This window comes from Massilia sp. LjRoot122 (assembly GCF_964252725.1).
In the GTDB taxonomy this organism is placed as follows: Bacteria; Pseudomonadota; Gammaproteobacteria; order Burkholderiales; family Burkholderiaceae_D; genus Telluria.
This window is the reverse complement of sequence record NZ_CAXUPB020000001.1, coordinates 286,899-312,712: the sequence shown is the minus strand read 5'-3', so window position 1 is coordinate 312,712 and position 25,814 is coordinate 286,899. Positions and strand designations below refer to the sequence as shown.

At 62.6% G+C, this 25,814-nt stretch carries 14 protein-coding genes, 2 tRNA genes and 3 rRNA genes; 5 read left to right on the top strand and 14 right to left on the bottom strand.

Annotated features, from left to right (window positions below; translation table 11 throughout):
• Positions 1–106 precede the first annotated feature (106 nt).
• Positions 107–1,954: an ABCB family ABC transporter ATP-binding protein/permease gene (locus ACSQ25_RS01390; RefSeq protein ID WP_436103923.1), complete on the bottom strand. Its 1,848-nt coding sequence runs from the start codon at positions 1,952–1,954 to the stop codon at positions 107–109.
• Between the two features lie 62 nt (positions 1,955–2,016).
• Between ACSQ25_RS01390 and ACSQ25_RS01385 the strand changes: the two genes are divergently transcribed.
• A complete protein-coding gene (locus ACSQ25_RS01385) occupies positions 2,017–2,457 on the top strand; it encodes an acyl-CoA thioesterase (RefSeq protein ID WP_436103922.1) in 441 nt (146 codons plus the stop codon).
• Positions 2,458–2,493: 36 nt separating this feature from the next.
• Here the strand turns inward: ACSQ25_RS01385 and ACSQ25_RS01380 are convergent, their stop codons facing one another.
• The 4 genes from ACSQ25_RS01380 to ACSQ25_RS01365 all read right to left on the bottom strand — a co-directional run bounded on the left by ACSQ25_RS01380 (position 2,494) and on the right by ACSQ25_RS01365 (position 9,338).
• Positions 2,494–4,176, bottom strand: coding sequence for a long-chain-fatty-acid--CoA ligase (locus ACSQ25_RS01380; protein ID WP_436103921.1), 1,683 nt, complete (start codon positions 4,174–4,176; stop codon positions 2,494–2,496).
• Between the two features lie 103 nt (positions 4,177–4,279).
• Positions 4,280–5,968 (bottom strand): long-chain-fatty-acid--CoA ligase, encoded by a 1,689-nt coding sequence (locus tag ACSQ25_RS01375; RefSeq protein WP_436103920.1) that lies wholly within the window; start codon positions 5,966–5,968, stop codon positions 4,280–4,282.
• Positions 5,969–6,121: 153 nt separating this feature from the next.
• Positions 6,122–7,210 (bottom strand): aminopeptidase, encoded by a 1,089-nt coding sequence (locus tag ACSQ25_RS01370; RefSeq protein WP_436108007.1) that lies wholly within the window; start codon positions 7,208–7,210, stop codon positions 6,122–6,124.
• 25 nt (positions 7,211–7,235) lie between these two features.
• Positions 7,236–9,338 (bottom strand): molybdopterin-containing oxidoreductase family protein, encoded by a 2,103-nt coding sequence (locus ACSQ25_RS01365; protein ID WP_436103919.1) that lies wholly within the window; start codon positions 9,336–9,338, stop codon positions 7,236–7,238.
• Positions 9,339–9,485: 147 nt separating this feature from the next.
• On the opposite strand from ACSQ25_RS01365, the gene ACSQ25_RS01360 reads away from it, so the two are divergent.
• Positions 9,486–10,676: a M20 aminoacylase family protein gene (locus ACSQ25_RS01360; protein WP_436103918.1), complete on the top strand. Its 1,191-nt coding sequence runs from the start codon at positions 9,486–9,488 to the stop codon at positions 10,674–10,676.
• A gap of 97 nt (positions 10,677–10,773) precedes the next feature.
• Here the strand turns inward: ACSQ25_RS01360 and ACSQ25_RS01355 are convergent, their stop codons facing one another.
• Positions 10,774–11,667, bottom strand: a complete 894-nt coding sequence (locus tag ACSQ25_RS01355; protein WP_436103917.1) for an NAD(P)-dependent oxidoreductase — start codon at positions 11,665–11,667, stop codon at positions 10,774–10,776.
• A complete protein-coding gene (locus ACSQ25_RS01350) occupies positions 11,667–12,365 on the bottom strand; it encodes a suppressor of fused domain protein (RefSeq protein ID WP_436103916.1) in 699 nt (232 codons plus the stop codon). Before ACSQ25_RS01350 ends, ACSQ25_RS01355 begins: the two co-directional genes overlap by 1 nt.
• Positions 12,366–12,508: 143 nt before the next feature.
• Between ACSQ25_RS01350 and ACSQ25_RS01345 the strand changes: the two genes are divergently transcribed.
• Positions 12,509–13,075 (top strand): acyloxyacyl hydrolase, encoded by a 567-nt coding sequence (locus ACSQ25_RS01345; RefSeq protein ID WP_436103915.1) that lies wholly within the window; start codon positions 12,509–12,511, stop codon positions 13,073–13,075.
• Positions 13,076–13,166: 91 nt separating this feature from the next.
• Entirely contained in the window at positions 13,167–14,609 is a 1,443-nt protein-coding gene (locus ACSQ25_RS01340; protein ID WP_436103914.1) for a DHA2 family efflux MFS transporter permease subunit, read from the top strand.
• 431 nt (positions 14,610–15,040) lie between these two features.
• On the opposite strand, the gene rrf is transcribed toward ACSQ25_RS01340, so the two are convergent.
• The 5 genes from rrf to ACSQ25_RS01315 form a co-directional block, all read right to left on the bottom strand.
• A 5S ribosomal RNA gene (gene rrf, locus ACSQ25_RS01335) occupies positions 15,041–15,153 on the bottom strand.
• 134 nt (positions 15,154–15,287) lie between these two features.
• Positions 15,288–18,179 (bottom strand): 23S ribosomal RNA (locus tag ACSQ25_RS01330).
• Between the two features lie 226 nt (positions 18,180–18,405).
• Positions 18,406–18,481: transfer RNA gene (locus tag ACSQ25_RS01325), tRNA-Ala, on the bottom strand.
• Between the two features lie 17 nt (positions 18,482–18,498).
• Positions 18,499–18,575 (bottom strand) — tRNA-Ile (locus tag ACSQ25_RS01320).
• Between the two features lie 80 nt (positions 18,576–18,655).
• Positions 18,656–20,184, bottom strand: a 16S ribosomal RNA gene (locus ACSQ25_RS01315).
• Together the 16S, 23S and 5S rRNA genes with 2 tRNA genes alongside form the textbook arrangement of a ribosomal RNA operon.
• A gap of 630 nt (positions 20,185–20,814) precedes the next feature.
• On the opposite strand from ACSQ25_RS01315, the gene ACSQ25_RS01310 reads away from it, so the two are divergent.
• Complete coding sequence (locus ACSQ25_RS01310) at positions 20,815–22,839, top strand: TonB-dependent receptor family protein (protein ID WP_436103913.1); 2,025 nt, start codon at positions 20,815–20,817, stop codon at positions 22,837–22,839.
• Here ACSQ25_RS01310 and ACSQ25_RS01305 read toward each other — a convergent pair.
• Together ACSQ25_RS01305 and ACSQ25_RS01300 are read right to left on the bottom strand one after the other, a co-directional pair.
• Positions 22,836–24,317 (bottom strand): DUF3482 domain-containing protein, encoded by a 1,482-nt coding sequence (locus ACSQ25_RS01305; RefSeq protein WP_436103912.1) that lies wholly within the window; start codon positions 24,315–24,317, stop codon positions 22,836–22,838. The genes ACSQ25_RS01310 and ACSQ25_RS01305 overlap by 4 nt on opposite strands.
• On the bottom strand, positions 24,314–25,795 hold the full coding sequence (locus ACSQ25_RS01300; protein ID WP_436103911.1) for a DUF2868 domain-containing protein: 1,482 nt from the start codon (positions 25,793–25,795) through the stop codon (positions 24,314–24,316). Before ACSQ25_RS01300 ends, ACSQ25_RS01305 begins: the two co-directional genes overlap by 4 nt.
• Positions 25,796–25,814 lie beyond the last annotated feature (19 nt).

The following is a 25,814-nucleotide window of genomic DNA, read 5'->3' as shown; positions in this document are numbered from 1 at the left end:
TCAGTGAGAACGCATGCAGAAGCAGTTTGCATGCAAACCTGGATCCCGGCCTTCGCCGGGATGACGTTCTTGAAGGCGCAGGCCAAATTAAGCGAAGGTGGCCTGACTACTTCGCAATCTCCAGCGGCGGCGAGGCCAGCTCCTCGTCCGGCCGCGCCAGCTGCCTTTCCCACATCTGCGCATACAGGCCGCGCGCCGCCAGCAGCGAGCCGTGCGTGCCGCGCTCCACGATGCGCCCGTGGTCCAGCACGATGATCTGCTGCGCGTCGGCGATGGTGGACAGCCGGTGCGCGATCACCAAAGTGGTACGGTCTTTCGCGATTTCCTTCAGCTGGGCCTGGATCGCCTGCTCCGACTTCGAATCCAGCGCCGAGGTCGCCTCGTCGAAGATCAGGATCGCCGGGTTCTTCAACAGCGTGCGCGCGATCGCCACGCGCTGCTTTTCGCCGCCCGACAGCTTCAGCCCGCGCTCGCCCACCATGGTCTGGTAGCCGTCCGGCAGGCTCTCGATGAAGTCGTGGATCGAGGCTGCCCGCGCCGCCGCCACGATATCCGCGTGCGAGGCGCCCGGCTTGCCGTAGGCGATGTTGTATTCGATCGTGTCGTTGAACAGCACCGTGTCCTGGGGCACGATGCCGATCGCCGCGCGCAGCGAGGTTTGGGTGATGTTGCGCAGGTCCTGCCCATCGATGCGGATCGCGCCGCCATTCACGTCGTAGAAGCGGAACAGCAGGCGTGACAGGGTCGACTTGCCCGAGCCGCTATGCCCCACCACCGCGGTCGTGGTGCCGGCCGGGATGGTGAAATCGACGTCAAACAGGATCTGGCGCTTGCTTTCATAGCTGAATTCGACGTGCGAGAACTCGACCTGGGCACCATGGGTCAGCAGGGGCTGGGCACCCGCGGAGTCGGCCACTTCGCGGTTCTGGTCGAGCAGCGAGAACAGGCGTTCCATGTCGGCCAGGCTCTGCTTGATCTCGCGGTAGATCACGCCGAGGAAGTTCAGCGGGATGTACAGCTGGATCATGAAGGAGTTGACCAGCACCAGGTCGCCCAGGGTCATGGTCCCGGCGATCACGCCTTCGGTGGCGCGCCACAGGATCAGCGTCACGGCGGTGGCGATGATCAGGGACTGGCCCGTGTTCAGGAAGGACAGCGAGGTCTGCGAGCGCACGGCGGCGTTCTCGAAGCTCTGCAGGCCCTGGTCGTAGCGCCTGGCCTCGTATTCCTCGTTGCCGAAGTATTTCACGGTCTCGTAGTTGAGCAGCGAGTCGATCGCCTTGGTATTCGCCTTGGAATCCAGGTCGTTCATCGTGCGGCGGAAGTGGGTGCGCCATTCGGTCACGACCACGGTGAAGGCGATATAGCTCGCCAGCGCCACCGCGGTGATCGCACTGAACCAGATGTCGTAATTCAGCACCAGGTAGCCGAGCACCAGCGTGATCTCCACCAGGGTCGGCAGCACGTTGAACAGCGAATACGAGATCAGGGAATTCACGCCGCGGGTGCCGCGCTCGATGTCGCGCGTCATGCCGCCGGTCTGGCGGTTCAGGTGGAAGCGCAGCGACAGTGCGTGCAGGTGGCGGAACACCTTCAGCGCGATCGTCCTCACCGCGCGCTGGGTCACGCGCGCAAACAGGAATTCGCGCAGCTCGGTAAATACCGTGGTGGACAGGCGCAGCAGGCCGTAGGCGACCAGCGCGCCGAGCGGCAGCACCAGCAGGGCTTTCGGATTGGCCGGGTCGATCGCGAGCTGGTCGATGAGCTGCTTGAGCACCAGCGGCACGCCGACGTTGGCCATCTTGGCGCCGATCAACGCGGCGAGCGCGGCCATTACCCGCCACTTGTACACCCACAGGTAGGGGAACAGGGTGCGCAGGGTGGCCCAGTCATTGCGGGGCACGCCCTTCGAATCGGGCGGCAAGGGTACGGATGAGGCTGGAGTGCGTCGCATGGCAGGGCTGGGGGATTTATGGTTCAATTCGGGACGATTGTAGCTTTTACCGAGAAAACAAGATGACCACGCCACAAAATGCCGCCCCCACCTCTTCCACCCGCCTGCCGCAAGGCAAGATGCCCGAACTGCGCGTGATGCCGGCGCCGTCCGATGCGAACGTGTACGGCGACGTGTTCGGCGGCTGGATCATGGCCCAGGTCGACGTCGCCGGTTCGCTGCCGGCCACCCGCCGCGCGAACGGACGCGTGGCGACCATCGCCGTGAACTCTTTCCTGTTCAAGCAGCCGGTGTTCGTGGGCGACCTGCTGTCCTTCTATGCCGAAATCGTCAAGGTCGGCAATACTTCGATCACCGTGTGCGTCGAAGTCTATGCCGAGCGCAACCGCCTGCAGGCGGATGTCGTGAAAGTGACCGAAGCCCAGCTGACCTATGTCGCCACCGGCCCGGACCGCAAGCCGCGCCAGCTGCCGCCGCTCGATTCGCTGATTTCTCACCAATAAAGAAAAAGCCGGCGAGGCGCCGGCTTCGGTGTCAGCTCAGGCCGACGTCTTTTCATCGCGCAATTCGCGCCGCAGGATCTTGCCCACGTTCGTCTTCGGCAAGGTCTCGCGGAACTCGACGTATTTCGGCCGCTTGTAGCCCGTGAACTGCTCCTTGCAGTAGGCGATCACCGCATCGCTGCTCAGGGAAGGATCTTTTTTCACGATGTACAGCTTCACCGCCTCGCCCGAGTTCTTGTCCGGCACGCCGACGCACGCCACTTCCAGCACGCCCGGCATCGCGGCGACCACGCCTTCGATCTCGTTCGGATAGACGTTGAAGCCGGACACCAGGATCATGTCCTTCTTGCGGTCCACGATGCGGGTGTAGCCCTGCTCGTTCATGATGCCGACGTCGCCGGTCTTGAAGAAGCCGTCCGCGGTCATGACCTTGGCGGTTTCGTCGTCGCGCTGCCAGTAGCCGGCCATCACCTGTGGGCCGCGCACGGCGATCTCGCCGGCGGTGCCGAACGGAACTTCCTTGTCGGCTTCGTCCAGGATGCGGATCTCGGTCGATGGCAGCGGCAGGCCGATGGTGCCGGTGAAATCGGTGATGTCGCAACGGTTCGCGGTAACCACCGGCGAGGTCTCGGACAGGCCGTAGCCTTCGACGATCGGGGTGCCGGTGATTTGCAGCCACTTGTCCGCCACCGCCTTCTGCACCGCCATGCCGCCGCCCGGGCACACCAGCATGCCCGAGAAGTCGAGCTTGGCAAATTCTGCGTTATTCACCAGGCCGTTATACAGCGTATTCACGGCCGGGAAGATATTGATGCGGTAGTTGGCCAGCTCCTTGATGAAGCCCGGGATGTCGCGCGGGTTCGGGATGAGCAAATTCATGCCGCCCACGCGCAGGCCCAGCAGCGCACACACGGTCAGGGCATAGATGTGGTACAGCGGCAGCGCGCACACGAACTGGGCCTGTTCGCCGGCCTTGATCTTGCTGAGGGTCGGTGCAAACCAGGCTTCGTTCTGCAGCACGTTGGCGATCACGTGCTTGTGCAGCAGCACGGCGCCCTTCGAGACGCCGGTGGTGCCGCCGGTGTATTGCAGGAAGGCGACGTCGTCGTGGCCGATGGCGACCGGGCGCAGGGTGGCGCCGGTGGCGTCCGCCAGCATGCGCTTGAAGCCGATCGAACCCGGCAGCGACCAGGCCGGCACCATCTTCTTGACCTTACGGACCACCAGATTGACCAGCATGCCCTTCAGGCCGCCCAGCAGGTCGCCCATGCTGGCGACCACGACGTGCTTGACCTGGGTTTTACCGATCACCTGCTCGAGCGTGTGGGCGAAGTTCTCCAGCACCACGATGGCCTCGGCACCGGAATCGGTCAGCTGGTGCTGCAGCTCGCGCGGGGTGTAGAGCGGATTGACGTTGACGATCACGTAGCCGGCGCGCAGCACGGCGGCCATCGCCACCGGGTACTGCAGCACGTTCGGCAGCATGATGGCCACGCGCGCGCCGGGCTTGAGGCCGCGGCCCTGCAGCCAGGCGGCCATGCGGCCGGACAGGCGGTCCAGTTCGGCGAAAGTCAGGGTCTTGCCCATGCACGCGTAGGCATTGCGGTCGGCGTACTTGCGGAACGCCTCCTCCAGCAGATGCGTCAGGGAGCGGTACTGCGTCGGATCGATCTCCGCAGGTACGCCTTCCTCATACGACTTGAGCCAAAACTTGTCCATCCGTGCCCTACCTTCCGTGTCAATGCTGTCCAATAAAACGCGAAGCCGCCCGCATGCGGGCGGCCTCGTGCGGGCCGGCATGCTGCCGGCCGTCATGCTGCGATCAGGCGTGTTCCGCCTGCGCCTGCTTTTCGTCCCTCAATGCGCGCCGCAGGATCTTGCCGACGTTGGTCTTCGGCAGTTCGTCGCGGAACTCGATGTACTTCGGTTTCTTGTAGCCGGTGAACTGCTGCTTGCAGTAGTCCATCAGTTGCTCGGCGGTCAGGTTCGGGTCCTTGCGCACCACGAATACCTTCACCGCTTCGCCGGAATGCTCGTCCGGCACGCCGATCACGGCGCATTCCAGCACGCCCGGGTGGCCGGCGATCACGCCTTCCAGTTCGTTCGGGTAGACGTTGAAGCCCGAGACCAGGATCATGTCCTTCTTGCGGTCGACGATCTTCACGTAGCCGTTCTCGTCCATGATGCCGACGTCGCCCGACTTGAAGAAGCCGTCCGGCGTCATGACCTTGGCCGTTTCGTCCGGGCGGTTCCAGTAGCCCGCCATCACCTGCGGACCGCGGATCGCGATCTCGCCGATCTGACCGAGCGCCATCGGCTTGCCTTCGTCATCCAGGATCGCGATGTCGGTGGACGGAATCGGCAGGCCGATGGTGCCGGTGAATTCCTTCACGTCGGCGCGGTTGCAGGTGGCCACCGGCGCGGTCTCCGACAGGCCGTAGCCTTCGATGATCGCGGTGCCCGTGACCTGCTTCCATTTGTCGTTGACGGCCTTCTGCACCGCCATGCCGCCGCCGTTCGATATCTTCAGGCCCGAGAAGTCCACGGTCCCGATGTCCGGGTGATTCACCAGCGCGTTGTACAGCGTGTTCACCGCCGGCAGCATGTTGATCTTGTACTTGCCCAGCTCCTTGATGAAGCCCGGGATGTCGCGCGGGTTCACGATCAGGATGTTCAGGGCGCCGGTGCGCATGCCCCACATCGCGCAGGCCGTCAGCGCGAAGATGTGGTACAGCGGCAGCGCGCAGACGATCACGGTCTGCTCGTTCGATGCGCCCATCGCCGGCGCCGACCAGGCTTCGGTCTGGAGCACGTTGGCGATCACGTTGCGGTGCGTGAGCGTCGCGCCCTTCGAGACGCCGGTGGTGCCGCCGGTGTACTGCAGGAAGGCGACGTCCGAGGACTTGAGCTCGACCTTCGTGAACGGCATCTTCGCGCCCTGCGACAGGGTGTCCTTGAAGCGCACCATGTTCGGCAGCGAGAACTCCGGCACCATCTTCTTGACGTTGCGGACCACGAAGTTGACCAGCATGCCCTTGGCGCCGCCCAGCATCTCGCCCATGCTCGCCACCACCACGTGCTTGAGCGGGGTCTTGCCCATCACCTGCTGCACCGTGTGCGCGAAGTTTTCGAGCACGATGATCGCTTCGCTGCCCGAGTCCTTGATCTGGTGCTCGAGCTCGCGCGGCGTGTACAGCGGGTTGACGTTGACCACGGTGTAGCCGGCGCGCAGCACGGCCGCGATCGCGATGGGGTATTGCAGCACGTTCGGCATCATGATCGCCACGCGCGCGCCGCGTTCCATGCCGCGGCTCTGCAGCCAGGCCGCCAGCTTCTTCGAGTAGGCATCCAGCTCGCCATAGGTCAGGAACTTGTCCATGCAGACATAGGCGTTGCGGTCGGCGTACTTGCTGAAGGACTCGTCCAGCATGTGCACGAGCGAGCCGTACTGGTCCGGATTGATCTCAGCAGGAACGTTCGGGGGGTAGGCCTTCAACCAGATCTTGTCCATCGGATGCCCTCTTGTCTCGAATAGTTATCGTTGTGGTCCGAGCAGGCGCGCGCGAAGCTTGCGCCTTTGCTATCGCCTGTCTGTGATGCTATCGGGCAGCGCCAATGCGCGCAAGTTCTTTTAAGTCGATTGGAACGTGTCCTCTACACTGCCTTATTTGCTATATCCAGTGGTCGCGCCCATGCTGCGCTGCACCACGAGCGGCGCGGTCGGCGCCGGCGCTGCCAGCTTGGCCAGCACCCGGTGGCGGTCGGCCTTGTCGAGCTTGGCAAGCCGGTTGACCGACTTGTAGAAAGCGGGCCAGGAACGCTCCTTGCGCATCAGGGCACGGAAGGCGGGGACGAAGTCGTTGTAGGTGGCGATCGAGGCCAGGTGGGCGTTCGACAGCGGCTCGGCGAAGAAGCGGTCGTAACCCGAATAGCCGCCCCAGTTCGCCTTCAGCACCTGGTAGTCGTCCTTCAGCGCAATGAACAGGCGGGCCTTGGTGGCGCGCTTTTCATCCTGGCTCAGGGCGCTGGCATAGGTCTTCTCCAGCTCGCCGCGGTAACGCACCAGCAGCGCCATGAAATCCTTCTTGCGCACGGTGTAGCGCTGGAAGGCCTCGCGCATGCCGTCGTTGCCGAAGCGCTCCAGCCAGCCTTCGACGCCGGCCTGCTCCACCGCGCTGGCGAAGGATTCGTTGAACTTCGAATCGCCCTGCACGTAGACTACCTGGTGCGCCAGTTCGTGGATGATCAGGCGCGCCAGTTCGGCATCCGGATAATGGATGAAGGTCGAGATCAGGGGATCGCTGAACCAGCCCAGGGTCGAATAGGCGCTGACGCCGCCCACTTCGACGTCATGGCCCTGCCTGCGCAGCTCCTTCGCATAGGCCTGGGCTTCCTGCTTGCTGTAGTAGCCGCGGTAGTTGACGCAGCCGGCCACCGGGAAGCACCACTGCATGGGTTTCAGCGACAGCTCGGGCGTGGCGACCACGTTCCACAGCACGTAGGGACGCTTGATGTTGGTGAAGTTGGTATAGCTGCCGTTGTCGGGCAGCTTGAGTTCCTGGATCGCGTAGCGGCGGATCTGGCGCGCCGCCTCGAGACGGTGGCGCAGCTTGGCGTTGGTGGCGGGGTCGGCCAGCCAGTCATCGATCGGACGGGAATCCGTCAGCAGTTCGAGCTGGCCTTGTGCGGCCTGGGAGTAGTAGGAGAGGGATGAGCAGCTTGACAACATCAGGGCCGCAGCTGCGGCGGCCATCAAGGGCCGGAAGGCCTGGGAAAATCTAGAGGGTTTCATCTCGCGTTGGAGGCGCAGATTTTTCAACCTGCACCAGGGTGTCGTAGAAAGTAGGCGCCCTGCCCATGTCGGTCAAACGCTGGCTGGTCACTTCATTGGCATTCTTGCCGTCGCTGGCGAGTTTCTTCCACCAGATCGACAAGCCCACCACCAGCCCTTCGCGCGCCTTGTCGGTGACGCGGGCACGGGCGACGAACGAGCCGCGGTCGTTATAAATACGCGCCATGTCGCCGTGAGCGATGCCGCGTCGTGCGGCGTCGTTCGGGTGCATGTCGAGGTGCGGCTCGCCCTCGGTTGCGCGTAGGCTCTGTACATTGACAAAGCTTGAGTTGAGGAAGTTCCTTGCCGGAGGCGAGATCATCGCCAACGGGTACTTGCTTGCCAGCTCAGGGTTGGAGGCGGCCGATTCATACGGCGGGATATAGGCCGGGACCGGGTCGAGCCCGTCGCGCGCCATGCTGCTCGAATAGAATTCGCACTTGCCCGACGGGGTCGGGAAGCCGCCTTCGGCGAAGGGCGCCTCCGGCATGTTGAGTTTCTGCCAGCCCTTCTGCTTGAGCGACTCCCAGTCGAAGTGCACCGCGCGCTCGTGGCGCTTGTCGAAGGCCTGGGCGGCGATCTCGTCGTCGGTCTCGCTGAAGCAGGGATCGTCGAAGCCCATGCGCGCGGCCAGCAGACGGAAGAACTCGGTGTTCGGCTTGGCTTCGCCGACCGGCTCGATGGCGGCGTTGTTTGCCATCATGTACAGGTGGCCATAGGCCAGGTGGGCGTCGACGTGCTCGAGCTGGGTGGTGGCCGGCAGCAGGATGTCGGCGTAGTCGGCGCTGTCGGTCTGGAAGTGTTCCAGCACCACGGTGAACAGGTCTTCGCGCTCGAAACCCTTCTGCACTTTCGCCGAGTCGGGGGCGATGGCCAGCGGGTTGGCGTTGTAGACGATCACGGCTTCGATCTTCGGGCCGAACTCCGGCGAGGCATCCTCGAGCAGGTCGTCGCCGATGGTGGTCATGTTGATGGTGCGCGGCATGCGGCCATCCAGCAGATCGGGACGCTGCAGGGCCGGACGGTCGGCCGGGAAGGAGCCCGAGGTCGACAGCTGCACGCCGCCGGCCTTGTGGCGCCAGGCGCCGACCAGTGCCGGCAGGCAGGCGATATTGCGCACCGCCATGCCGCCGCCGCGCACGCGCTGCAGGCCATAGTTCATGCGGATCGCCGTGCCCTCGCCGCTTCGTGCGCTCTGGCCGTACACGCGCGCCAGGTCGACCACTTCCTGCGCCGTGATGCCGCAGGTCGCGGCGGTGCGTTCCGGCGTCCATTCGAGGGCGCGCGCCTTGAGTTCCTCGTAGCCGAGGGTGTACTTGGCCACGTAATCGTGGTCGATCAGGTCTTCCTGGATGAGGACGTGCATCATGCCCAGCGCCAGCGCGGCATCCGTGCCTGGCAGCAGGGCAATGTGCTGGTGGCATTTCTCGGCCGTCAGCGAGCGGTAGGGATCGATCGCGATCAGCCTGGCGCCGCGGCGCTTGGCTTCCTGGACCCGCATCCAGAAGTGCAGGTTGGAGGCGATCGGGTTGCCGCCCCAGATCAGGATCAGCTTGGCGTCCTGGAACTGTTCGATGTCGGTGCCGATCGAGCCGCCGATGCTGTACTTGTAACCGGTCGCGCCGGCCGTGGCGCAGATGGTACGGTCGAGCAGCGAGGCGCCCAGCTTGTTGAAGAAGCGCAGCGACATCGAATCGCCCTGCACCAGTCCCATGGTGCCGGCATAGCTGTACGGCAGGATGGCCTGGGGGTCGCGGGCGGCGATCTCGCCCAGGCGGGCGGCGATCTCGTCGATCGCCTCGTTCCAGCTGATGCGTTTGAATTTTCCTTCGCCCTTGCGGCCGACGCGGCGCATCGGGTACAGCACGCGGTCCGGGTGGTAGGTGCGCTCGACGTAGCGCGACACCTTGGTGCACAGCACGCCCGCCGTGGTCGGATGCTCCGGATCGCCCTTGACTTCGACGGCCACGCCATTGTCGACGGTGACGAGGATGGCGCAGGTATCGGGGCAATCGTGGGGGCAGGCGGCGCGGACTTGTGTGACTGGCATGGGCGGGGAAGAGGCTGGAGTGCTTCGTTAAACCAATACTGTAAACGATTCCGGCATGGTCCGTGCCCCCTCTTTCATGGACTGTTTGAGGCAGGCTACAATGGTTCAAGACATGCAATGCAAGCATGACAAAAAACGGAGAGACAAATGAAACTCGTGGAACCACTCCTTGCCTTTCAGCCCGAACTGCAGGAGATCCGGCGCGACCTGCATGCGCATCCGGAGCTGTGCTACGAAGAACAGCGCACCGCCGACGTGGTGGCGGCGCGGCTGACCGAATGGGGCATCCCGATCGTGCGCGGCCTGGGCGTGACCGGCGTGGTCGGCATCATCAAGAACGGCAGCTCGAAGCGCGCGATCGGCCTGCGCGCCGACATGGACGCCCTGCCGATGCAGGAGACGAACGCTTTTGCCCATACCTCGCGCCATCCGGGCAAGATGCACGCCTGCGGCCATGACGGCCATACGGCCATGCTGCTCGGCGCGGCCCACCACCTGTCGACACAGCGCAATTTCGACGGCACGGTCTACCTGATCTTCCAGCCGGCCGAAGAAGGCGGCGGCGGCGCGCGCCGCATGATGGACGACGGCCTGTTCGAGCAGTTCCCGATGGAGGCCGTGTACGGCATGCACAACTGGCCGGGCATCCCGGAGGGGAACTTCGGCGTCGTGGCGGGGCCGATGATGGCATCCAGTAACGAGTTCCGCGTGACCGTGCGCGGCAAGGGCTGTCACGCGGCGCAGCCGCACCGCGGCATCGATCCGGTGATGGTGGCGGTGCAGATCGCCCAGGCCTGGCAGACCATCGTCTCGCGCGAAAAGAATCCGCTCGCGTCGGCGGTGCTGTCGATCACCCAGATCCACGCGGGCAGCGCCACCAACGTGATCCCCGACGAAGCTGAGCTGGTCGGCACCGTGCGTACCTTCTCGACCGACGTACTGGACCTGATCCAGCGCCGCATGGAAGAGATCGCGTCGGGTGTGGCTTCAGCCTTCAATGCCTCGGTCGACTTCAGTTTCAAGCGCAACTATCCGCCGCTGATCAACCATCCGGAACAGACCGCCTTCGCGGTCGAGGCGATGCGGGCGGTGGTGGGGGCCGATCGGGTGGATACCAATGTCGAGCCGACCATGGGGGCGGAAGACTTTGCCTTCATGCTGCAGGAAAAGCCGGGCTGCTATGTGTTCATCGGCAATGGCGAAGGGGCGCACCGCGCGGGCGGGCATGGGCTGGGGCCCTGCCAGCTGCATAACACGAGTTATGACTTCAACGACAATCTGCTGCCGATCGGGGGGAGTTTCTGGGTGAGGCTGGTGGAGATGAGTCTGCCGTTGTAGGGTGGGCGGGTTTCCCGCCCACGCGGTCAACTGTGCCGGTACGGCCGCGGCATATCCAATTGCGGCGATCACCGCGTGGGCGGCGAAGCCGCCCACCCTACGGAAGCTGGTCCGCCGCGTCGCCCAGCCTGAAGCCGGGATTCATCTGTTCCAGCGCCAGCAGCGCCGCCGCATGATCCGCCGCCGGCAGCACGGGCTCGATCGTCTCGTACTGCCGCGTCACCAGCTCCGTCAGCGGCAGCGTCAATCCGGCCGCCCCTGCGGCCGCCAGCACATTCCGCAAATCCTTCAGTTGGCTCTTCACCTGCCCGCCCGGTAGGAAGTTCCGGTCCAGCATGCGCTGTCCATGCACGTCCAGGATGCGGCTTCCCGCGAAGCCGCCACGGATCGCTTCGCGCACTGCCGCCGGATCGGCGCCCGCCGCTTGCGCCAGCAACAGCGCCTCGGCCACCACGTTCAGGGTCGCGCCGACGATCAGCTGGTTGCACAGCTTGGCCACCTGGCCGCTGCCCACCGGACCGACGCGCTGGGGCCTGCCCATCGCCCCGAATACTTTTACCACCTGGTCAAAGTCGGCGACGTCTCCGCCCGCCATGATGGCCAGCGTTCCCGCTTCGGCGCCGCCGACGCCGCCCGACACCGGTGCATCCACGAAACGGCAAGCCTGGGCTGCCAGCGTGGCGTGGAAGGCAAGCGCTTCATCGTGGCGCGTCGAGCTCATGTCGATCCACAGCGTGCCCGGGTCGAGCGCGGGCAGCGCGGCGGCGATCACCTCGCCCACCACCGGCCCGGCTTCGAGCATGGAGATCACCACCTGCGCTCCGCGCACTGCCTGCGCCAGTTCCGCCACCGGCTCGGCTCCGCTGCCGCGCAGGACTTCGGCCTTGGCGAACGTGCGGTTCCAGGCGCGTACCGGGAAACCGGCCTGCGCGAGGCGGCCGGCCATCGGCCTTCCCATCAGGCCGATGCCGAGGAAGGCGATGGTCCTCATCAGAACAGCCCGAGGAACTTCTTGACCGTGTTCTTGCGGCCGGGGACCACCAGGTCCGTGACGCCCTTCTCGTTGAAGCCGTCGAGCAGCGCAGGGAAGCCCTTGCGCTTCACGAGGTTCAGCTCGGCGTCGTAGAGCGGCACGACGCAGTGGAAATAGATGTCCTTGCCGTCGCGTTCGAGCGAGGCGAAGGCATCCGGCGCCGAAGCCGGCGGCAGCAGAATGGCGCCGCTGAACGCGACACCTTTCGCATAGGGCTTGGCCGGATGGCCATTCGGCAGCGTGTGGCCGAGGCCGAGCCAGGTCGCGTGTTGGTGCGGATAGTGGGCCAGGTGGCGCAGCAGGGCCACCGGCCAGTACCAGCGCTCATCCTTCACTGATTGCTCGTCCAGCTTCCAGTCCGCGGGCAGGGCAATCATCAGCTCGGCGAAGGGCGGCGCGCCTTCCGGCACGGTCATCGGGCGGCTGCTCATGCCCGAGGTCACCAGGCGCAGGAAGGGCGTGCGCTCGTTGGCGGGTACCACGTGGATGTCGACCTGTACCGGGTCGGCAATGGTGTCGTGGAACACGGTGTCGATCCGGCCCAGATGGGTGGCAATATGATCCGCCACGGGGTCGTGCGGCAGGACGGTGGGCGCGACTTGCTGCTGGGTCGGCGCCGCGAGCGGATACAGGGGAGTGCTGGTCGGTTCGGTCATGCGGGAATGGGGAAAAGGGTAAGCGTTCTGCGGGGTGTCTATGATACCTTCGCGACAGCACAAGGTGGCGGTCAGCACCGATTTGTTCTCGCTAGTACAATAGTGCGTTGCACAATATTGTTGCACTGCCAAGAAAGAAGAACATGCCTAACGTGAAAAAATTTGCCGGCATCGCTGTCGCGCTCGCGGCTGCTTCGTTCGCCCAGGCCGCCCAGGCCCAGAACCAGCCTCTCGGCGGCTGGGTAGACTCTGCATCGGTCGAGTTCGGCACCAATCCGGAACAACGCATGCTGCGCCTCGCCGTGCAGAACGACTGGGAGCAGCGCTGGTTCGCCCGCAATGGCTATCACCTGTCGGGCTACTGGGAAACCAACTTGGCCCTGTGGCGCCTGAACGCCTACCAGAACGTGCCGGGTCGCAAGAAGAACATCGCCGTGGTCGGCTTCACCCCGGTGTTCCGCTACCAGAGCGACAGCAAGCTCGGCCTGTACGGCGAGATCGGCATCGGCGTCAACCTGTTCTCCACGCTCTACAAGAACGAGGACAAGGAGCTGGCCACCGCCTTCCAGTTCGGCGACCACGTCGGCGTAGGCTACACCACCGCCAAGTGGGACTTCGGCCTGAAGTTCCAGCACTACTCGAACGCCAGCATCAAGCGCCCGAATGCCGGCGCGAACTGGATCATCGCCAAGGCGGCTTACCGCTTCTGAGTATCGCCCAGCCGGGCGTGGCCCGGCGGCGATCCATGGCACAATCGGGCCGAGGCGGGCCGCCCCGGCCTGCCGGTAACACGAGGCCCGATTGACCGATCCCAGCATCATCAAGCGCTACCTGCCCTGGCTCGTCGCGACTGCCCTGTTCATGGAGCAGCTCGACGCCACGATCGTCAACACCGCCATCCCGAGCATCGCCGCCAGCCTGCAGGTCACGCCGCTGAGCCTGAAATCGGTGGTGACCAGCTATATCCTCGGCCTGGCCGTCGGCATCCCGCTCAGCGGCTGGATGGCGGACCGCTTCGGCACCCGGCGCGTGTTCTTCATCGCCATCTCGATCTTCACCATTGCCTCGGTCCTGTGCGGCCTGTCCGTGAACGCGCACATGATGACGGCCGCGCGCCTGCTGCAGGGGCTGGGCGGCGCAATGATGATGCCGGTCGGCCGCCTGGCCATCGTGCGCACCTTCCCCAAGCATGAACTGCTGGGCGCGATGAACTTCGTGATCATCCCGGCGCTGATCGGGCCGCTGCTGGGGCCGACGGTCGGCGGGCTGATCGTGCACTGGACCTCGTGGCGCGTGATCTTCTTCGTCAACGTGCCGGTCGGCCTGGCGGCGCTCTACCTGGTCTGGAAGCACATGCCCGATTACCAGGGACACGAACGGCGTCCGCTCGACGTCATCGGCCTGATCCTGTTCAGCAGCGGCACCGCCATCCTGTCCTGGCTGCTGGAAGTGTTCGGCGAGCACAGGCTGGATGCGGCGACAGCCGCGCTGCTGCTGGCGCTGTCCCTCGCCCTGCTGGCTGCCTATGCCTGGCATGCCCTGCGCATCAAGCATCCGCTGCTGCAGCTCAGCTTGTTCAAGGTGCGTACCTTCCGCATTTCGGTGGCGGGAGGCTTCCTGACCCGCTTGGGCGTGGGCGCCCTGCCCTTCCTGCTGCCGCTGCTGTACCAGCTCGGCCTCGGCCTGCCGGCCTGGCAGTCGGGCCTCCTGATGATGCCGGCCGCGGCGGCGGCCATGGGCATGAAGATGTTCGCGCCCAGGCTGCTGGCGCGCTTCGGCTACCGGCAGGTGCTGACCGTGAACACAGTGTTCATCGGGCTGACGATCTCCCTGTTTACCCTGGTCGGCCCCGGCACGCCCTTCTACGTCATCGTCGCGATCAGCCTGGCGCAGGGTTTCTTCAATTCGCTGCAGTTCTCGAGCATGAACACGCTGGCCTATGCCGACATCGAGCCGCAGGACTCGAGCATGGCGAGTACGATGTCGAGCTCCTTCCAGCAGCTGTCGATGAGCTTCGGCCTGGCCGCGGGATCGATCGTCACCGCCTGGTTCCTGGGGCCGGTGGCGCAGGACAACCGGGTGCTGGTGTCGCAGGCGCTGCACCATGGTTTCGCGACCCTGGCGGTGCTGACCCTGCTGTCCTCGGCCGTGTTCTGGCGCCTGCGCCGCAACGATGGCGACAGCATCAGCCGTGGCCAGGTCAAGGCCAAGGAAGCGGAGCCGGTCGCCAGCGACGGCGTCTGAACGATCAGTGACGACCGCGGCCCCGGCCACGATCCCAGCCACCACCGCGGTGGTGACCCCGGCCGTCGCGCCAGCCGTGACCACGGTGGTGGTCATAGCGCGAACCGCCGTAATAGCCGAGTCCCAGATTCAATTCGACCGGGGGACCGACATAACTGGAGTAGCCGCCTGAACCATAGTAAGGATCGTAGCCCGCGTAGGGCGGCCCGTAGACCGCACATCCGCCGAGTCCTGCAGCCAGCAGGAGCCCGACCGCACATCGTTTTACTAGTCTTACGCTTCGAGCAATCATGTGATTCCCCTGCCGGTGAGTGTCAGTTCAGTCTAGGCTCGGGCACGGGGATTTCAACGAACGTTACGTTTGCTAACCCGGAACGCACAAACGCAAAAAAGCCCGCAGAGATCACTCTGCGGGCTTTTTCTTATAACTAGCCTGACGATAACCTACTTTCACACTGGTTGCAGCACTATCATCGGCGCAAAGTCGTTTCACGGTCCTGTTCGGGATGGGAAGGGGTGGGACCGACTTGCTATGGTCATCAGGCTTTGACTTGTCTGGACGTCTCTTGCGAGCCATCCACAATCCGGGAAGAAGTAAGTTTCTTTTTATTCTTGGGGTAGCAGTATCAACAAACTGCAGCTGTATTCTTGACTTGATCTATAGCCTACCAAGGTTATAGGGACAAGCCGTACGGGCAATTAGTACTGGTTAGCTTAATGCATTACTGCACTTCCACACCCAGCCTATCAACGTCCTGGTCTCGAACGACCCTTCAAGGAGCTCAAGGCTCCGGGAAATCTCATCTCAAGGCAAGTTTCCCGCTTAGATGCTTTCAGCGGTTATCTCTTCCGAACTTAGCTACCCGGCAATGCCACTGGCGTGACAACCGGTACACCAGAGGTTCGTCCACTCCGGTCCTCTCGTACTAGGAGCAGCCCCCTTCAAATTTCCAACGCCCACGGCAGATAGGGACCAAACTGTCTCACGACGTTTTAAACCCAGCTCACGTACCACTTTAAATGGCGAACAGCCATACCCTTGGGACCGGCTACAGCCCCAGGATGTGATGAGCCGACATCGAGGTGCCAAACTCCCCCGTCGATATGAACTCTTGGGAGGAATCAGCCTGTTATCCCCAGAGTACCTTTTATCCGTTGAGCGATGGCCCTTCCATACAGAACCACCGGATCACTATGTCCTACTTTCGTACCTGCTCGACTTGTCGGTCTCGCAGTTAAGCACGCTTATGCCATTGCACTATTAGCACGATGTCCGACCGTACCTAGCGTACCTTCGAACTCCTCCGTTACACTTTAGGAGGAGACCGCCCCAGTCAAACTGCCTACCATGCACTGTCCCCGATCCGGATAACGGACCAAGGTTAGAACCTCAAACAAACCAGGGTGGTATTTCAAGGATGGCTCCACGAGAACTGGCGTCCCCGCTTCAAAGCCTCCCACCTATCCTACACAGATTGGTTCAAAGTCCAATGCAAAGCTACAGTAAAGGTTCATGGGGTCTTTCCGTCTAGCCGCGGGTAGATTGCATCATCACAAACATTTCAACTTCGCTGAGTCTCGGGAGGAGACAGTGTGGCCATCGTTACGCCATTCGTGCAGGTCGGAACTTACCCGACAAGGAATTTCGCTACCTTAGGACCGTTATAGTTACGGCCGCCGTTTACTGGGACTTCAATCAAGAGCTTGCACCCCATCATTTAATCTTCCAGCACCGGGCAGGCGTCACACCCTATACGTCCACTTTCGTGTTTGCAGAGTGCTGTGTTTTTATTAAACAGTCGCAGCCACCAGTTTATTGCAACCCTTTCACCCTTCCACAGTAAAGTGGTCAAGCTACCGGGGCGTACCTTATCCCGAAGTTACGGTACCAATTTGCCGAGTTCCTTCTCCCGAGTTCTCTCAAGCGCCTTAGAATACTCATCTCGCCCACCTGTGTCGGTTTGCGGTACGGTCTCGTATGACTGAAGCTTAGAGGCTTTTCTTGGAACCACTTCCGATTGCTTCGCAGCACAAGGCCGCTCGTCCCACTCCCTTGAATTACGTGCCCGGATTTGCCTAAGCACCTTCTATGAAGCAGAAACTAACTATTCCAACAGTTAGACAACCTTCCGCGATCCGTCCCCCCATCGCATCATACGACGGTGCAGGAATATTAACCTGCTTCCCATCAGCTACGCATCTCTGCCTCGCCTTAGGGGCCGACTCACCCTGCTCCGATGAACGTTGAACAGGAAACCTTGGGCTTACGGCGTGCGGGCTTTTCACCCGCATTATCGCTACTCATGTCAGCATTCGCACTTCTGATACCTCCAGCATCCTTCACAAGACACCTTCGCAGGCTTACAGAACGCTCTCCTACCATATAGATCAAGTGATAAATCACGAGAAATATATCCGCAGCTTCGGTGACTGGCTTAGCCCCGTTACATCTTCCGCGCAGGACGACTCGATCAGTGAGCTATTACGCTTTCTTTAAATGGTGGCTGCTTCTAAGCCAACATCCTGACTGTTTTAGCCTTCCCACTTCGTTTTCCACTTAGCCAATCTTTGGGACCTTAGCTGGCGGTCTGGGTTGTTTCCCTCTTGACGCCGGACGTTAGCACCCGACGTCTGTCTCCCAAGCTCGCACTCATCGGTATTCGGAGTTTGCAATGGTTTGGTAAGTCGCAATGACCCCCTAGCCATAACAGTGCTCTACCCCCGATGGTGATACTTGAGGCACTACCTAAATAGTTTTCGGAGAGAACCAGCTATTTCCAAGTTTGTTTAGCCTTTCACCCCTACCCACAGCTCATCCCCTAATTTTTCAACATTAGTGGGTTCGGACCTCCAGGGCGTGTTACCGCACCTTCATCCTGGCCATGGGTAGATCACTTGGTTTCGGGTCTACACCCAGCGACTGTCGCCCTGTTCGGACTCGATTTCTCTACGGCTCCCCTATTCGGTTAACCTCGCCACTGAATGTAAGTCGCTGACCCATTATACAAAAGGTACGCCGTCACCCCATAAAGAGGCTCCGACTGTTTGTATGCACACGGTTTCAGGATCTATTTCACTCCCCTCCCGGGGTTCTTTTCGCCTTTCCCTCACGGTACTGGTTCACTATCGGTCGATTACGAGTATTTAGCCTTGGAGGATGGTCCCCCCATGTTCAGACAGGATTTCTCGTGTCCCGCCCTACTTGTCGTACGCTTAGTATCACCGTTTGGATTTCGTGTACGGGGCTATCACCCGCTATGGCCAACATTTCCAGGTTGTTCCACTATCCAATCGACTATCACGTACAGGCTCATCCCATTTCGCTCGCCACTACTTTGGGAATCTCGGTTGATTTCTTTTCCTGCAGCTACTTAGATGTTTCAGTTCGCCGCGTTCGCTTTGCATACCTATGTATTCAGCATGCAATGACCTAAAAGGCCGGGTTTCCCCATTCGGAAATCTGCGGATCAAAGTGTGTTTGCTCACTCCCCGCAGCTTATCGCAAGCTACTACGTCCTTCATCGCCTGTAATCGCCAAGGCATCCACCATGTGCACTTATTCGCTTGTCCCTATAACGTTGGCCTCTGCATGAGTTACAGAGATCGTCATAGAAATCAAGAGTACAGCTCGTTGCATGTTTGTTGATACTTGATTACTACCCTAAGTGTGCACTTTTACATGCACGCTTAAAAAAACTTTACTTCTTCCAGATTGTTAAAGAACGAAAAAACAGTGATCTCGAAAAGACCAAACCTAAGCATCTATGCTTACGTTTGTGCTTTCAGAACCAGGTAATGGTGGAGGATGACGGGATCGAACCGACGACCCCCTGCTTGCAAAGCAGGTGCTCTCCCAGCTGAGCTAATCCCCCGTTTTCTTGCGATAACTTGGTAGGGCTGGTTGGACTCGAACCAACGACCCCCGCGTTATCAACACGGTGCTCTAACCAGCTGAGCTACAGCCCCGACATACACTGTTGTTCTCTTTACTAACAGCCGATAAGCGTGGACGCTTGATGTGGAGACTAGCTCCGGTGCTACTCTAGAAAGGAGGTGATCCAGCCGCACCTTCCGATACGGCTACCTTGTTACGACTTCACCCCAGTCACGAATCCTACCGTGGTAAGCGCCCTCCTTGCGGTTAAGCTACCTACTTCTGGTAAAACCCGCTCCCATGGTGTGACGGGCGGTGTGTACAAGACCCGGGAACGTATTCACCGCGACATGCTGATCCGCGATTACTAGCGATTCCAACTTCATGTAGTCGAGTTGCAGACTACAATCCGGACTACGATACACTTTCTGGGATTAGCTCCCCCTCGCGGGTTGGCGGCCCTCTGTATGTACCATTGTATGACGTGTGAAGCCCTACCCATAAGGGCCATGAGGACTTGACGTCATCCCCACCTTCCTCCGGTTTGTCACCGGCAGTCTCATTAGAGTGCTCTTGCGTAGCAACTAATGACAAGGGTTGCGCTCGTTGCGGGACTTAACCCAACATCTCACGACACGAGCTGACGACAGCCATGCAGCACCTGTGTGAAGGTTCCCTTTCGGGCACTCCCGGATCTCTCCGGGATTCCTTCCATGTCAAGGGTAGGTAAGGTTTTTCGCGTTGCATCGAATTAATCCACATCATCCACCGCTTGTGCGGGTCCCCGTCAATTCCTTTGAGTTTTAATCTTGCGACCGTACTCCCCAGGCGGTCTACTTCACGCGTTAGCTGCGTTACCAAGTTAATTAAAACCCGACAACTAGTAGACATCGTTTAGGGCGTGGACTACCAGGGTATCTAATCCTGTTTGCTCCCCACGCTTTCGTGCATGAGCGTCAATCTTGACCCAGGGGGCTGCCTTCGCCATCGGTGTTCCTCCACATCTCTACGCATTTCACTGCTACACGTGGAATTCTACCCCCCTCTGCCAGATTCAAGCCTTGCAGTCTCCATCGCAATTCCCAGGTTGAGCCCGGGGCTTTCACGACAGACTTACAAAACCGCCTGCGCACGCTTTACGCCCAGTAATTCCGATTAACGCTTGCACCCTACGTATTACCGCGGCTGCTGGCACGTAGTTAGCCGGTGCTTATTCTTCAGGTACCGTCATTAGCCGAGGATATTAGCCTCAGCCGTTTCTTCCCTGACAAAAGAGCTTTACAACCCGAAGGCCTTCTTCACTCACGCGGCATTGCTGGATCAGGCTTGCGCCCATTGTCCAAAATTCCCCACTGCTGCCTCCCGTAGGAGTCTGGACCGTGTCTCAGTTCCAGTGTGGCTGGTCGTCCTCTCAGACCAGCTACTGATCGTCGCCTTGGTGAGCCTTTACCTCACCAACTAGCTAATCAGATATCGGCCGCTCCAAAAGCATGAGGCCCGAAGGTCCCCCACTTTCATCCGTAGATCGTATGCGGTATTAGCGTAACTTTCGCTACGTTATCCCCCACTTCTGGGTACGTTCCGATATATTACTCACCCGTTCGCCACTCGCCGCCAGGTTGCCCCGCGCTGCCGTTCGACTTGCATGTGTAAAGCATGCCGCCAGCGTTCAATCTGAGCCAGGATCAAACTCTTCAGTTCAATCTCTGTTTGTTGACACTTTCGTGTCACCCTGATTTCTCAGGGGTCGCTCACTCAAGATACTGACCGTCGCTCATTGCTGAGCAACGTTAATACTTTTGTGAACATTTGATAATTTAAGTATGCAGCTGAGCGAACTCAGCCGGCACCTTCATCAAACGCCCACACTTATCGACTGTTAATTGTTAAAGAACCGTGTTCTGTACTAGCTTGCTGCACCGTGCGAAGCGTTGTGTTCGTCAGCAGCAGAGAAGTGAGATTATGCAGTGTTTCGCTTAACTCGTCAACCCCTCGTTCGCTTCGTTGCAGATTTCTCTGCGGACCTTGTCAACGTAACCACTTGATTACGTTAACCTTTTTCAGTCCTGCCTTGCGGCCTTGCTGAAGCGGAGGCGAACTATAACAAACCCTGGCAGAGTCCGCAAGCCCTGCTCTGCGTGCGAGGGAGTTGCTGTGCGTGTCCGTTTTATCAATGCCGGGTATATTGCCTGCCGTACCAGCATGCCGGTTGTACGGGTGCTGTGAGTAATTGGAGATTATATGAAGCATCCCTTGTTCCGCCGGACCGCCATCGCCGCAGCATGCATGTCGGCCCCACTCTGCGCTGTCGCAAAGGAGGTTCGCTCCCCCATGAATGTCGTGGTGGTCAGCGCCACCCGCTCCGAACACGCCAGTTTCGACCTGCCTGCCGCGATCGACATCGTCGACGCGGCGCAGATCCGGGATACCCAGCCGCGGGTCAATGCCTCCGAGGCTTTGGCCGCCGTGCCCGGCCTGGTCGCACGCGACCGCCAGAATTATGCGCAGGACCTGCAGATCTCCTCACGCGGTTTCGGCGCGCGCTCGGCATTCGGTGTGCGTGGGGTGCGCCTGGTGGCGGACGGCATCCCGGCCACCATGCCGGACGGCCAGGGCCAGGCCGCGACCTTCAACCTCGACATGGCCGAGCGCATCGAAGTATTGCGCGGCCCCTTCTCCGCCCTGTACGGCAACCACTCCGGCGGCGTGGTCCAACTGTTCACGCGTGATCCCAAGGGAGCGCCGGCTGTCGAAACCAGTTTCGCCGCCGGCAGCGACGGCCTGCGCAAGACCGACATCAACGCCCAGGGCAAAAGCGGCAAACTTGGCTACCTGTTGGATGCCTCACGCTTCGAGACCGATGGCTACCGCGAGCACAGCGCCGCCACCCGCGACCAGGCCTACGCCAAGCTCGTGGCCGAGCCCACGGCCGACAGCCGCCTGGTCATCACGGCGAGCGGCCTGCGCCAGGACGATACCCAGGATCCGCTGGGCGTGACCTGGGCCACCTACCAGCGTGACCCGCGCGCCGGCGAGATCGACGCCACCGACACCCAGTCGCCCCCACGCACGCTGGCCGAGCGCTACGACACGCGCAAGAGCATCGACCACCAGCAGTTCGGCCTCAGCTGGGAACAGCGCTTCGGGCCCGACCGCCTGCTGCTGACCGCCTACGGCGGCAACCGCCGCGTGATCCAGTACCAGTCCTTCTCGCGCGGCTTCCAGGCACCGCCCACGCACTCGGGCGGCGTGATCGATTTCGACCGCGACTTCCACGGCATCGATGCCAACTGGCGGGCGGTCCGCCCACTGGCAGGCGGCACGCTGCGTGCGACCGTCGGCATCGAGCTGGCGCGCTCGCGCGACGCCCGCCAGGGCTTCGAGAACTTCGTCGGCAATACCTTCGGCGTGAAGGGGAATCTGCGCCGCGACGAGCAGAATGACGTCAGAAGCCTCGATCCCTACGCCCAGCTGGAGTGGGAGCGCGATCGCTGGGTCTTGACCGGCGGCCTGCGCCGCAGCCGCATCAGCTTCGATGTAAGCGACCACTTCCTCTCCAACGGCAACGACAGCGGCAGCGTCGAGTACAGCCATACCTCGCCGCTGCTCGGGGTGCTGTACAAGGTGTCGCCTTCGCTGAACGTCTACGCCAGTGCCGCGCGCGGCTTCGAAACCCCGACCCTGAACGAACTGTTTTATTCCGGGACCGGTGCCGGCTTCAACTTCGGCCTTGCGCCGGCCATCGGCAAGCACCTCGAAGCCGGCGTCAAGGCGATGCTTCAACCCGGGGTGCGCGTGAATGCCGCCGTGTTCCAGGTCCGCACGCAGGACGAGCTGGTCGTAGACAGCTCCTCGGGCGGCCGCACCAGCTACCGCAATGCCAGCGCGACGCTGCGCCAGGGCGGCGAGCTGTCGCTCGATGCGGAACTCGGCGCGGGCTGGAACGCACGCCTCGCGCTCACCGCGCTGCGCGCCACCTACGAGGAAGGCTTTGGCGCCGTGCCGCGCGGCAGCCGGCTGCCGGGCATCCCGAAATCCAGCCTGTACGGTGAGCTGGGCTGGAAGGAGCAGGCCGGCCGCTTCGGCGCGGCCCTGGAGACGATCGCGAACAGCCGTGTCTATGCGGAGGATACGAATAGCGCGATACCGGCACCGGGCTATGCGATCTTCAACGCGCGGGTGCAGGCCAGCCAGCAGTTGGGCGGATGGCGGCTCAGGCAGTTCGCACGCCTGAACAACCTGTTCGACCGCGGCTACGTCGGCTCGGTCATCGTGGGCGATGCCAATCGCCGTTATTACGAAGCCGCGCCCGGCCGCAATTGGATCCTGGGCGCGAGCGCGCAGTACCAGTTCTAGACAGGTTTGACGTCCGTGCGCGCGGGTAGTGCGACGTCGGGATAGAGCCTGGCCAGCGTGGCGTCGGTCGCGGGCCGCAGCACGTCCTCCACCAGCCTTGCCGCCGTCGCATCGTCCGGCGCGGCGCGTACGGCCTGCCACAGCTCGGGCTGGCCGGCTGCGCGCTCGGCCAGCGCCCGCTCGACCTCGGTCTGCCAGAAAGCCGGCGCTTCGCCCTCGACCCAGTTGCCGCGCCCTCGGCCGAAGTGCGCCACCGCCAGGTAGCGCAGCACCGCACCGACCAGCAGCGACTGCAGGAAGGGATCGGCGAACTGCACGCCCGGCTTGTTGCGGTCCGTGCCCTGGTTGAAGCCCCAGGCAGCGCCGGCCATCGTCAGGCCGCCGACGATCGCACCGAGCAGGGCGCCCGCCCCCATGGTCAGCCCGCCGGCCATCATGTCGGCCGACAGCCCGGTCGCCGCACCCGAGACGACCGCGCCGAGCAATCCGGCCTGCGCCTTGTCGACCGGGGCACGCACGGCGAAGTTGTCGCGCACGCGCGCATTGATGGTCAACGCCTGGCCCGGGTCGATCCGGTACAGTGCCAACATGCGGGCGGTCGCGCCGTTGATGCGGGCATTCAGGCGCTCGACCAGTGCCGCCATCGCCAGTTCCTGCCGCCGCTGTTCGTCCTTGCCGATGCCGACCGCCTTGAGCGCGCTGCGCAGCATGCTGCGCCCTTCTTCCGCGATCGGTTCGGCGTCGCGCGCCGCCGCCGCCAGCTGTTCGGCCGAGACGCGCAGGGCGGCGAGGTAGCGTTGGCGGTTGGCTGCGGACCAGGCCTCGAGCAGGCGCGCATAGCCGGGCTGCTTCGCTTCGTCGACCAGGCGTCCGATCGCTTCGTAGAACACATGTTCGTGCACCCAGCAGCGGGCGAAGGCGTCGAGCGGCAGCACCTCCTTCACCACCGGGAACTGGGCCAGGTGCTGACGCCAGCGTCCCTGCTCGCCGGATTCCTCGGCGCCGGGACGCGGTGGTCCCATCTGGTTGAGCAGGACGACGACCGGCTTGGCGAGCCATTCCAAAATCTTCATCTCGGACGGCAGGTAGCCGGCATCCTGCGGCGACTCCGAGGAGTTGACCAGGTAGAGGATCACGTCGGCTTCTTCCTTCGCCGCGCGCAGCGCCTGCTGGCTCAGCCAGAACGGGCGGTCGCGGTAGCGGTCGAAGACCTCGCGCAGGAACCAGCCGATCGGATTGCCCGCCATCGACAGGCGCTTCAACAGCCGCACCGAATCGCCGAAGCCCGGTGTGTCCCACAGCATGAGGGTGTCGCCGGCCTCGCTTTGCTGCAGCGGGTGGGCTTCGGCAAACTGGGTCACGTGGGCGGCGTCGCGCACCTCGCCGACGTCCATGCCGACCAGGGTGCGGGCCAGCGTCGTCTTGCCGTTGTTGGTGTGCGAGACGAGCGCGAACTGGATGTTTACCGGCTCGCTCATCGCAGCTCCGGCAGGTTCAGGCCCGCGCCCAGCTCGAGCGGATATTTGTCTGGCTGGAGCAGGTTCACGAAGGTGGCTGAGGTGCCGTGGAAGCTGCAGAACTGGCGCCATAGCGCAGTGCGTTCCGCCACGCGGGCGGCATTGCCCTGCTGCTCGCCGATGCGCTCGACCAGGGGCGACTCGTCCACCAGCACGGCGACGCCGCGCCGTACGCGCTTGCTCAGGTAATCGAGGAAGGCGCCGTGGTTTTCCTTCTCGGGCGTGGCGGCAAGGCTGAACAGGACGGCGGTGACGGTGACGCCCGCCTCGTCGAGCGCTGTATCGCGCAGGGCGTCCTTGGGTTCCGTGCCGTAAGCGGCGGCCGGGCGCAGCTGGACACGCGTCTGCGCACCCAGGGCGCTTGCCGCGATCGCCCACAGGCCGCGGTCGCGCGCCTCGTCGAGCGTGTAGCTATAGGGGAGCACACGCAGCAAGGCCGGGGTGCCGGCGCCGATGCTGTCCGCCAGCTTGCGGTAATAGGGCTGGTCGAGGTCGAGCGGGAACTGGCGCGCCAGACGCCGTGCGCGCCAGGCGGCAAAGCCCGCGAGCAGGAGGCGCGGCAGTACGACGAGCAGCAGCAGCGTGGCGCCGTACAGGTGGACCCAGCGCTCACCGCTCGCGGCGCTGACGGTGCGCCCGAAGCGCAACAGTTCGATCTCGGCCAGCGAGAAGCCCTGTAAGAAGGGGAACACGGTCATCGCCGGCATGAACAGCCAGGACAGCAGCGTGTGCACCTGGCGGCCGTCGAGGAAGGTGCTCTCCCAGCCGACCACGTACTGGGTCAGCAGGCCGCGCGCATACAACGAGGCGATGGCCCCGAGCGCGAAACCGGCGGCAGCCAGGTGAATGGTGCGGCGCAGGCGCGCCCGGGTGAGCGGTTCGCTCAGGGCGGCCCATTCGGCCATGAAGACGGCAAGGCCTTCGGCCATGGGCTTCGGGAGCTTGCGCGGTACCACAGCCTTGCCCACGCTCAGGCGCCGCAGCAGCTTCGGTCCCGCCCATCCATGGCGTTTGCCTGGAATGAGCGCCCACACCAGCATGAAGAGATAGACCAGCAGGTTCCAGCCAATGATCAGGAGGAAGGGGGCGGAGAGCAGGTCGACGCGATGCGGATCGGCGATGCGGTCGATGGCTGCGCCGCTGACGAAGGCCAGGAATGGCAGGGCGAGCCAGACGCCGCCCAGGCCCAGCCGGCGTTTCGCGAATGCGCCGAAGGCCGGCGAGCGTTCGCCCAGGCGTTTCAGGATCTGTTCGGAGCGCTGCTGCAGGAAATGATGCTGGCCGACGGCGGTCTTGCTGTCGGCGGCCTGCCAGGCGGCGAGCTCTTTTGCGCTGCGGCTCGCGTACTTGCGGTCGTCGTCGCTCAATACCTCGTGATTGACGTCGGCGGACTCGATGGCGCGCACCAGTACGACATTGCGGGCGACCTGTTCGTTCATGCTTCTCCTGTCATGGTTG

Excerpts from the sequence above, each read along its gene's own strand:
- ACSQ25_RS01390 (WP_436103923.1), bottom strand. The coding sequence starts at position 1,954 with ATGCGACGCACTCCAGCCTCATCCGTACCCTTGCCGCCCGATTCGAAG.
- ACSQ25_RS01385 (WP_436103922.1), top strand. The coding sequence starts at position 2,017 with ATGACCACGCCACAAAATGCCGCCCCCACCTCTTCCACCCGCCTGCCG.
- ACSQ25_RS01380 (WP_436103921.1), bottom strand. The coding sequence starts at position 4,176 with ATGGACAAGTTTTGGCTCAAGTCGTATGAGGAAGGCGTACCTGCGGAG.
- ACSQ25_RS01375 (WP_436103920.1), bottom strand. The coding sequence starts at position 5,968 with ATGGACAAGATCTGGTTGAAGGCCTACCCCCCGAACGTTCCTGCTGAG.
- ACSQ25_RS01370 (WP_436108007.1), bottom strand. The coding sequence starts at position 7,210 with ATGGCCGCCGCAGCTGCGGCCCTGATGTTGTCAAGCTGCTCATCCCTC.
- ACSQ25_RS01365 (WP_436103919.1), bottom strand. The coding sequence starts at position 9,338 with ATGCCAGTCACACAAGTCCGCGCCGCCTGCCCCCACGATTGCCCCGAT.
- ACSQ25_RS01360 (WP_436103918.1), top strand. The coding sequence starts at position 9,486 with ATGAAACTCGTGGAACCACTCCTTGCCTTTCAGCCCGAACTGCAGGAG.
- ACSQ25_RS01355 (WP_436103917.1), bottom strand. The coding sequence starts at position 11,667 with ATGAGGACCATCGCCTTCCTCGGCATCGGCCTGATGGGAAGGCCGATG.
- ACSQ25_RS01350 (WP_436103916.1), bottom strand. The coding sequence starts at position 12,365 with ATGACCGAACCGACCAGCACTCCCCTGTATCCGCTCGCGGCGCCGACC.
- ACSQ25_RS01345 (WP_436103915.1), top strand. The coding sequence starts at position 12,509 with ATGCCTAACGTGAAAAAATTTGCCGGCATCGCTGTCGCGCTCGCGGCT.
- ACSQ25_RS01310 (WP_436103913.1), top strand. The coding sequence starts at position 20,815 with ATGAATGTCGTGGTGGTCAGCGCCACCCGCTCCGAACACGCCAGTTTC.
- ACSQ25_RS01305 (WP_436103912.1), bottom strand. The coding sequence starts at position 24,317 with ATGAGCGAGCCGGTAAACATCCAGTTCGCGCTCGTCTCGCACACCAAC.
- ACSQ25_RS01300 (WP_436103911.1), bottom strand. The coding sequence starts at position 25,795 with ATGAACGAACAGGTCGCCCGCAATGTCGTACTGGTGCGCGCCATCGAG.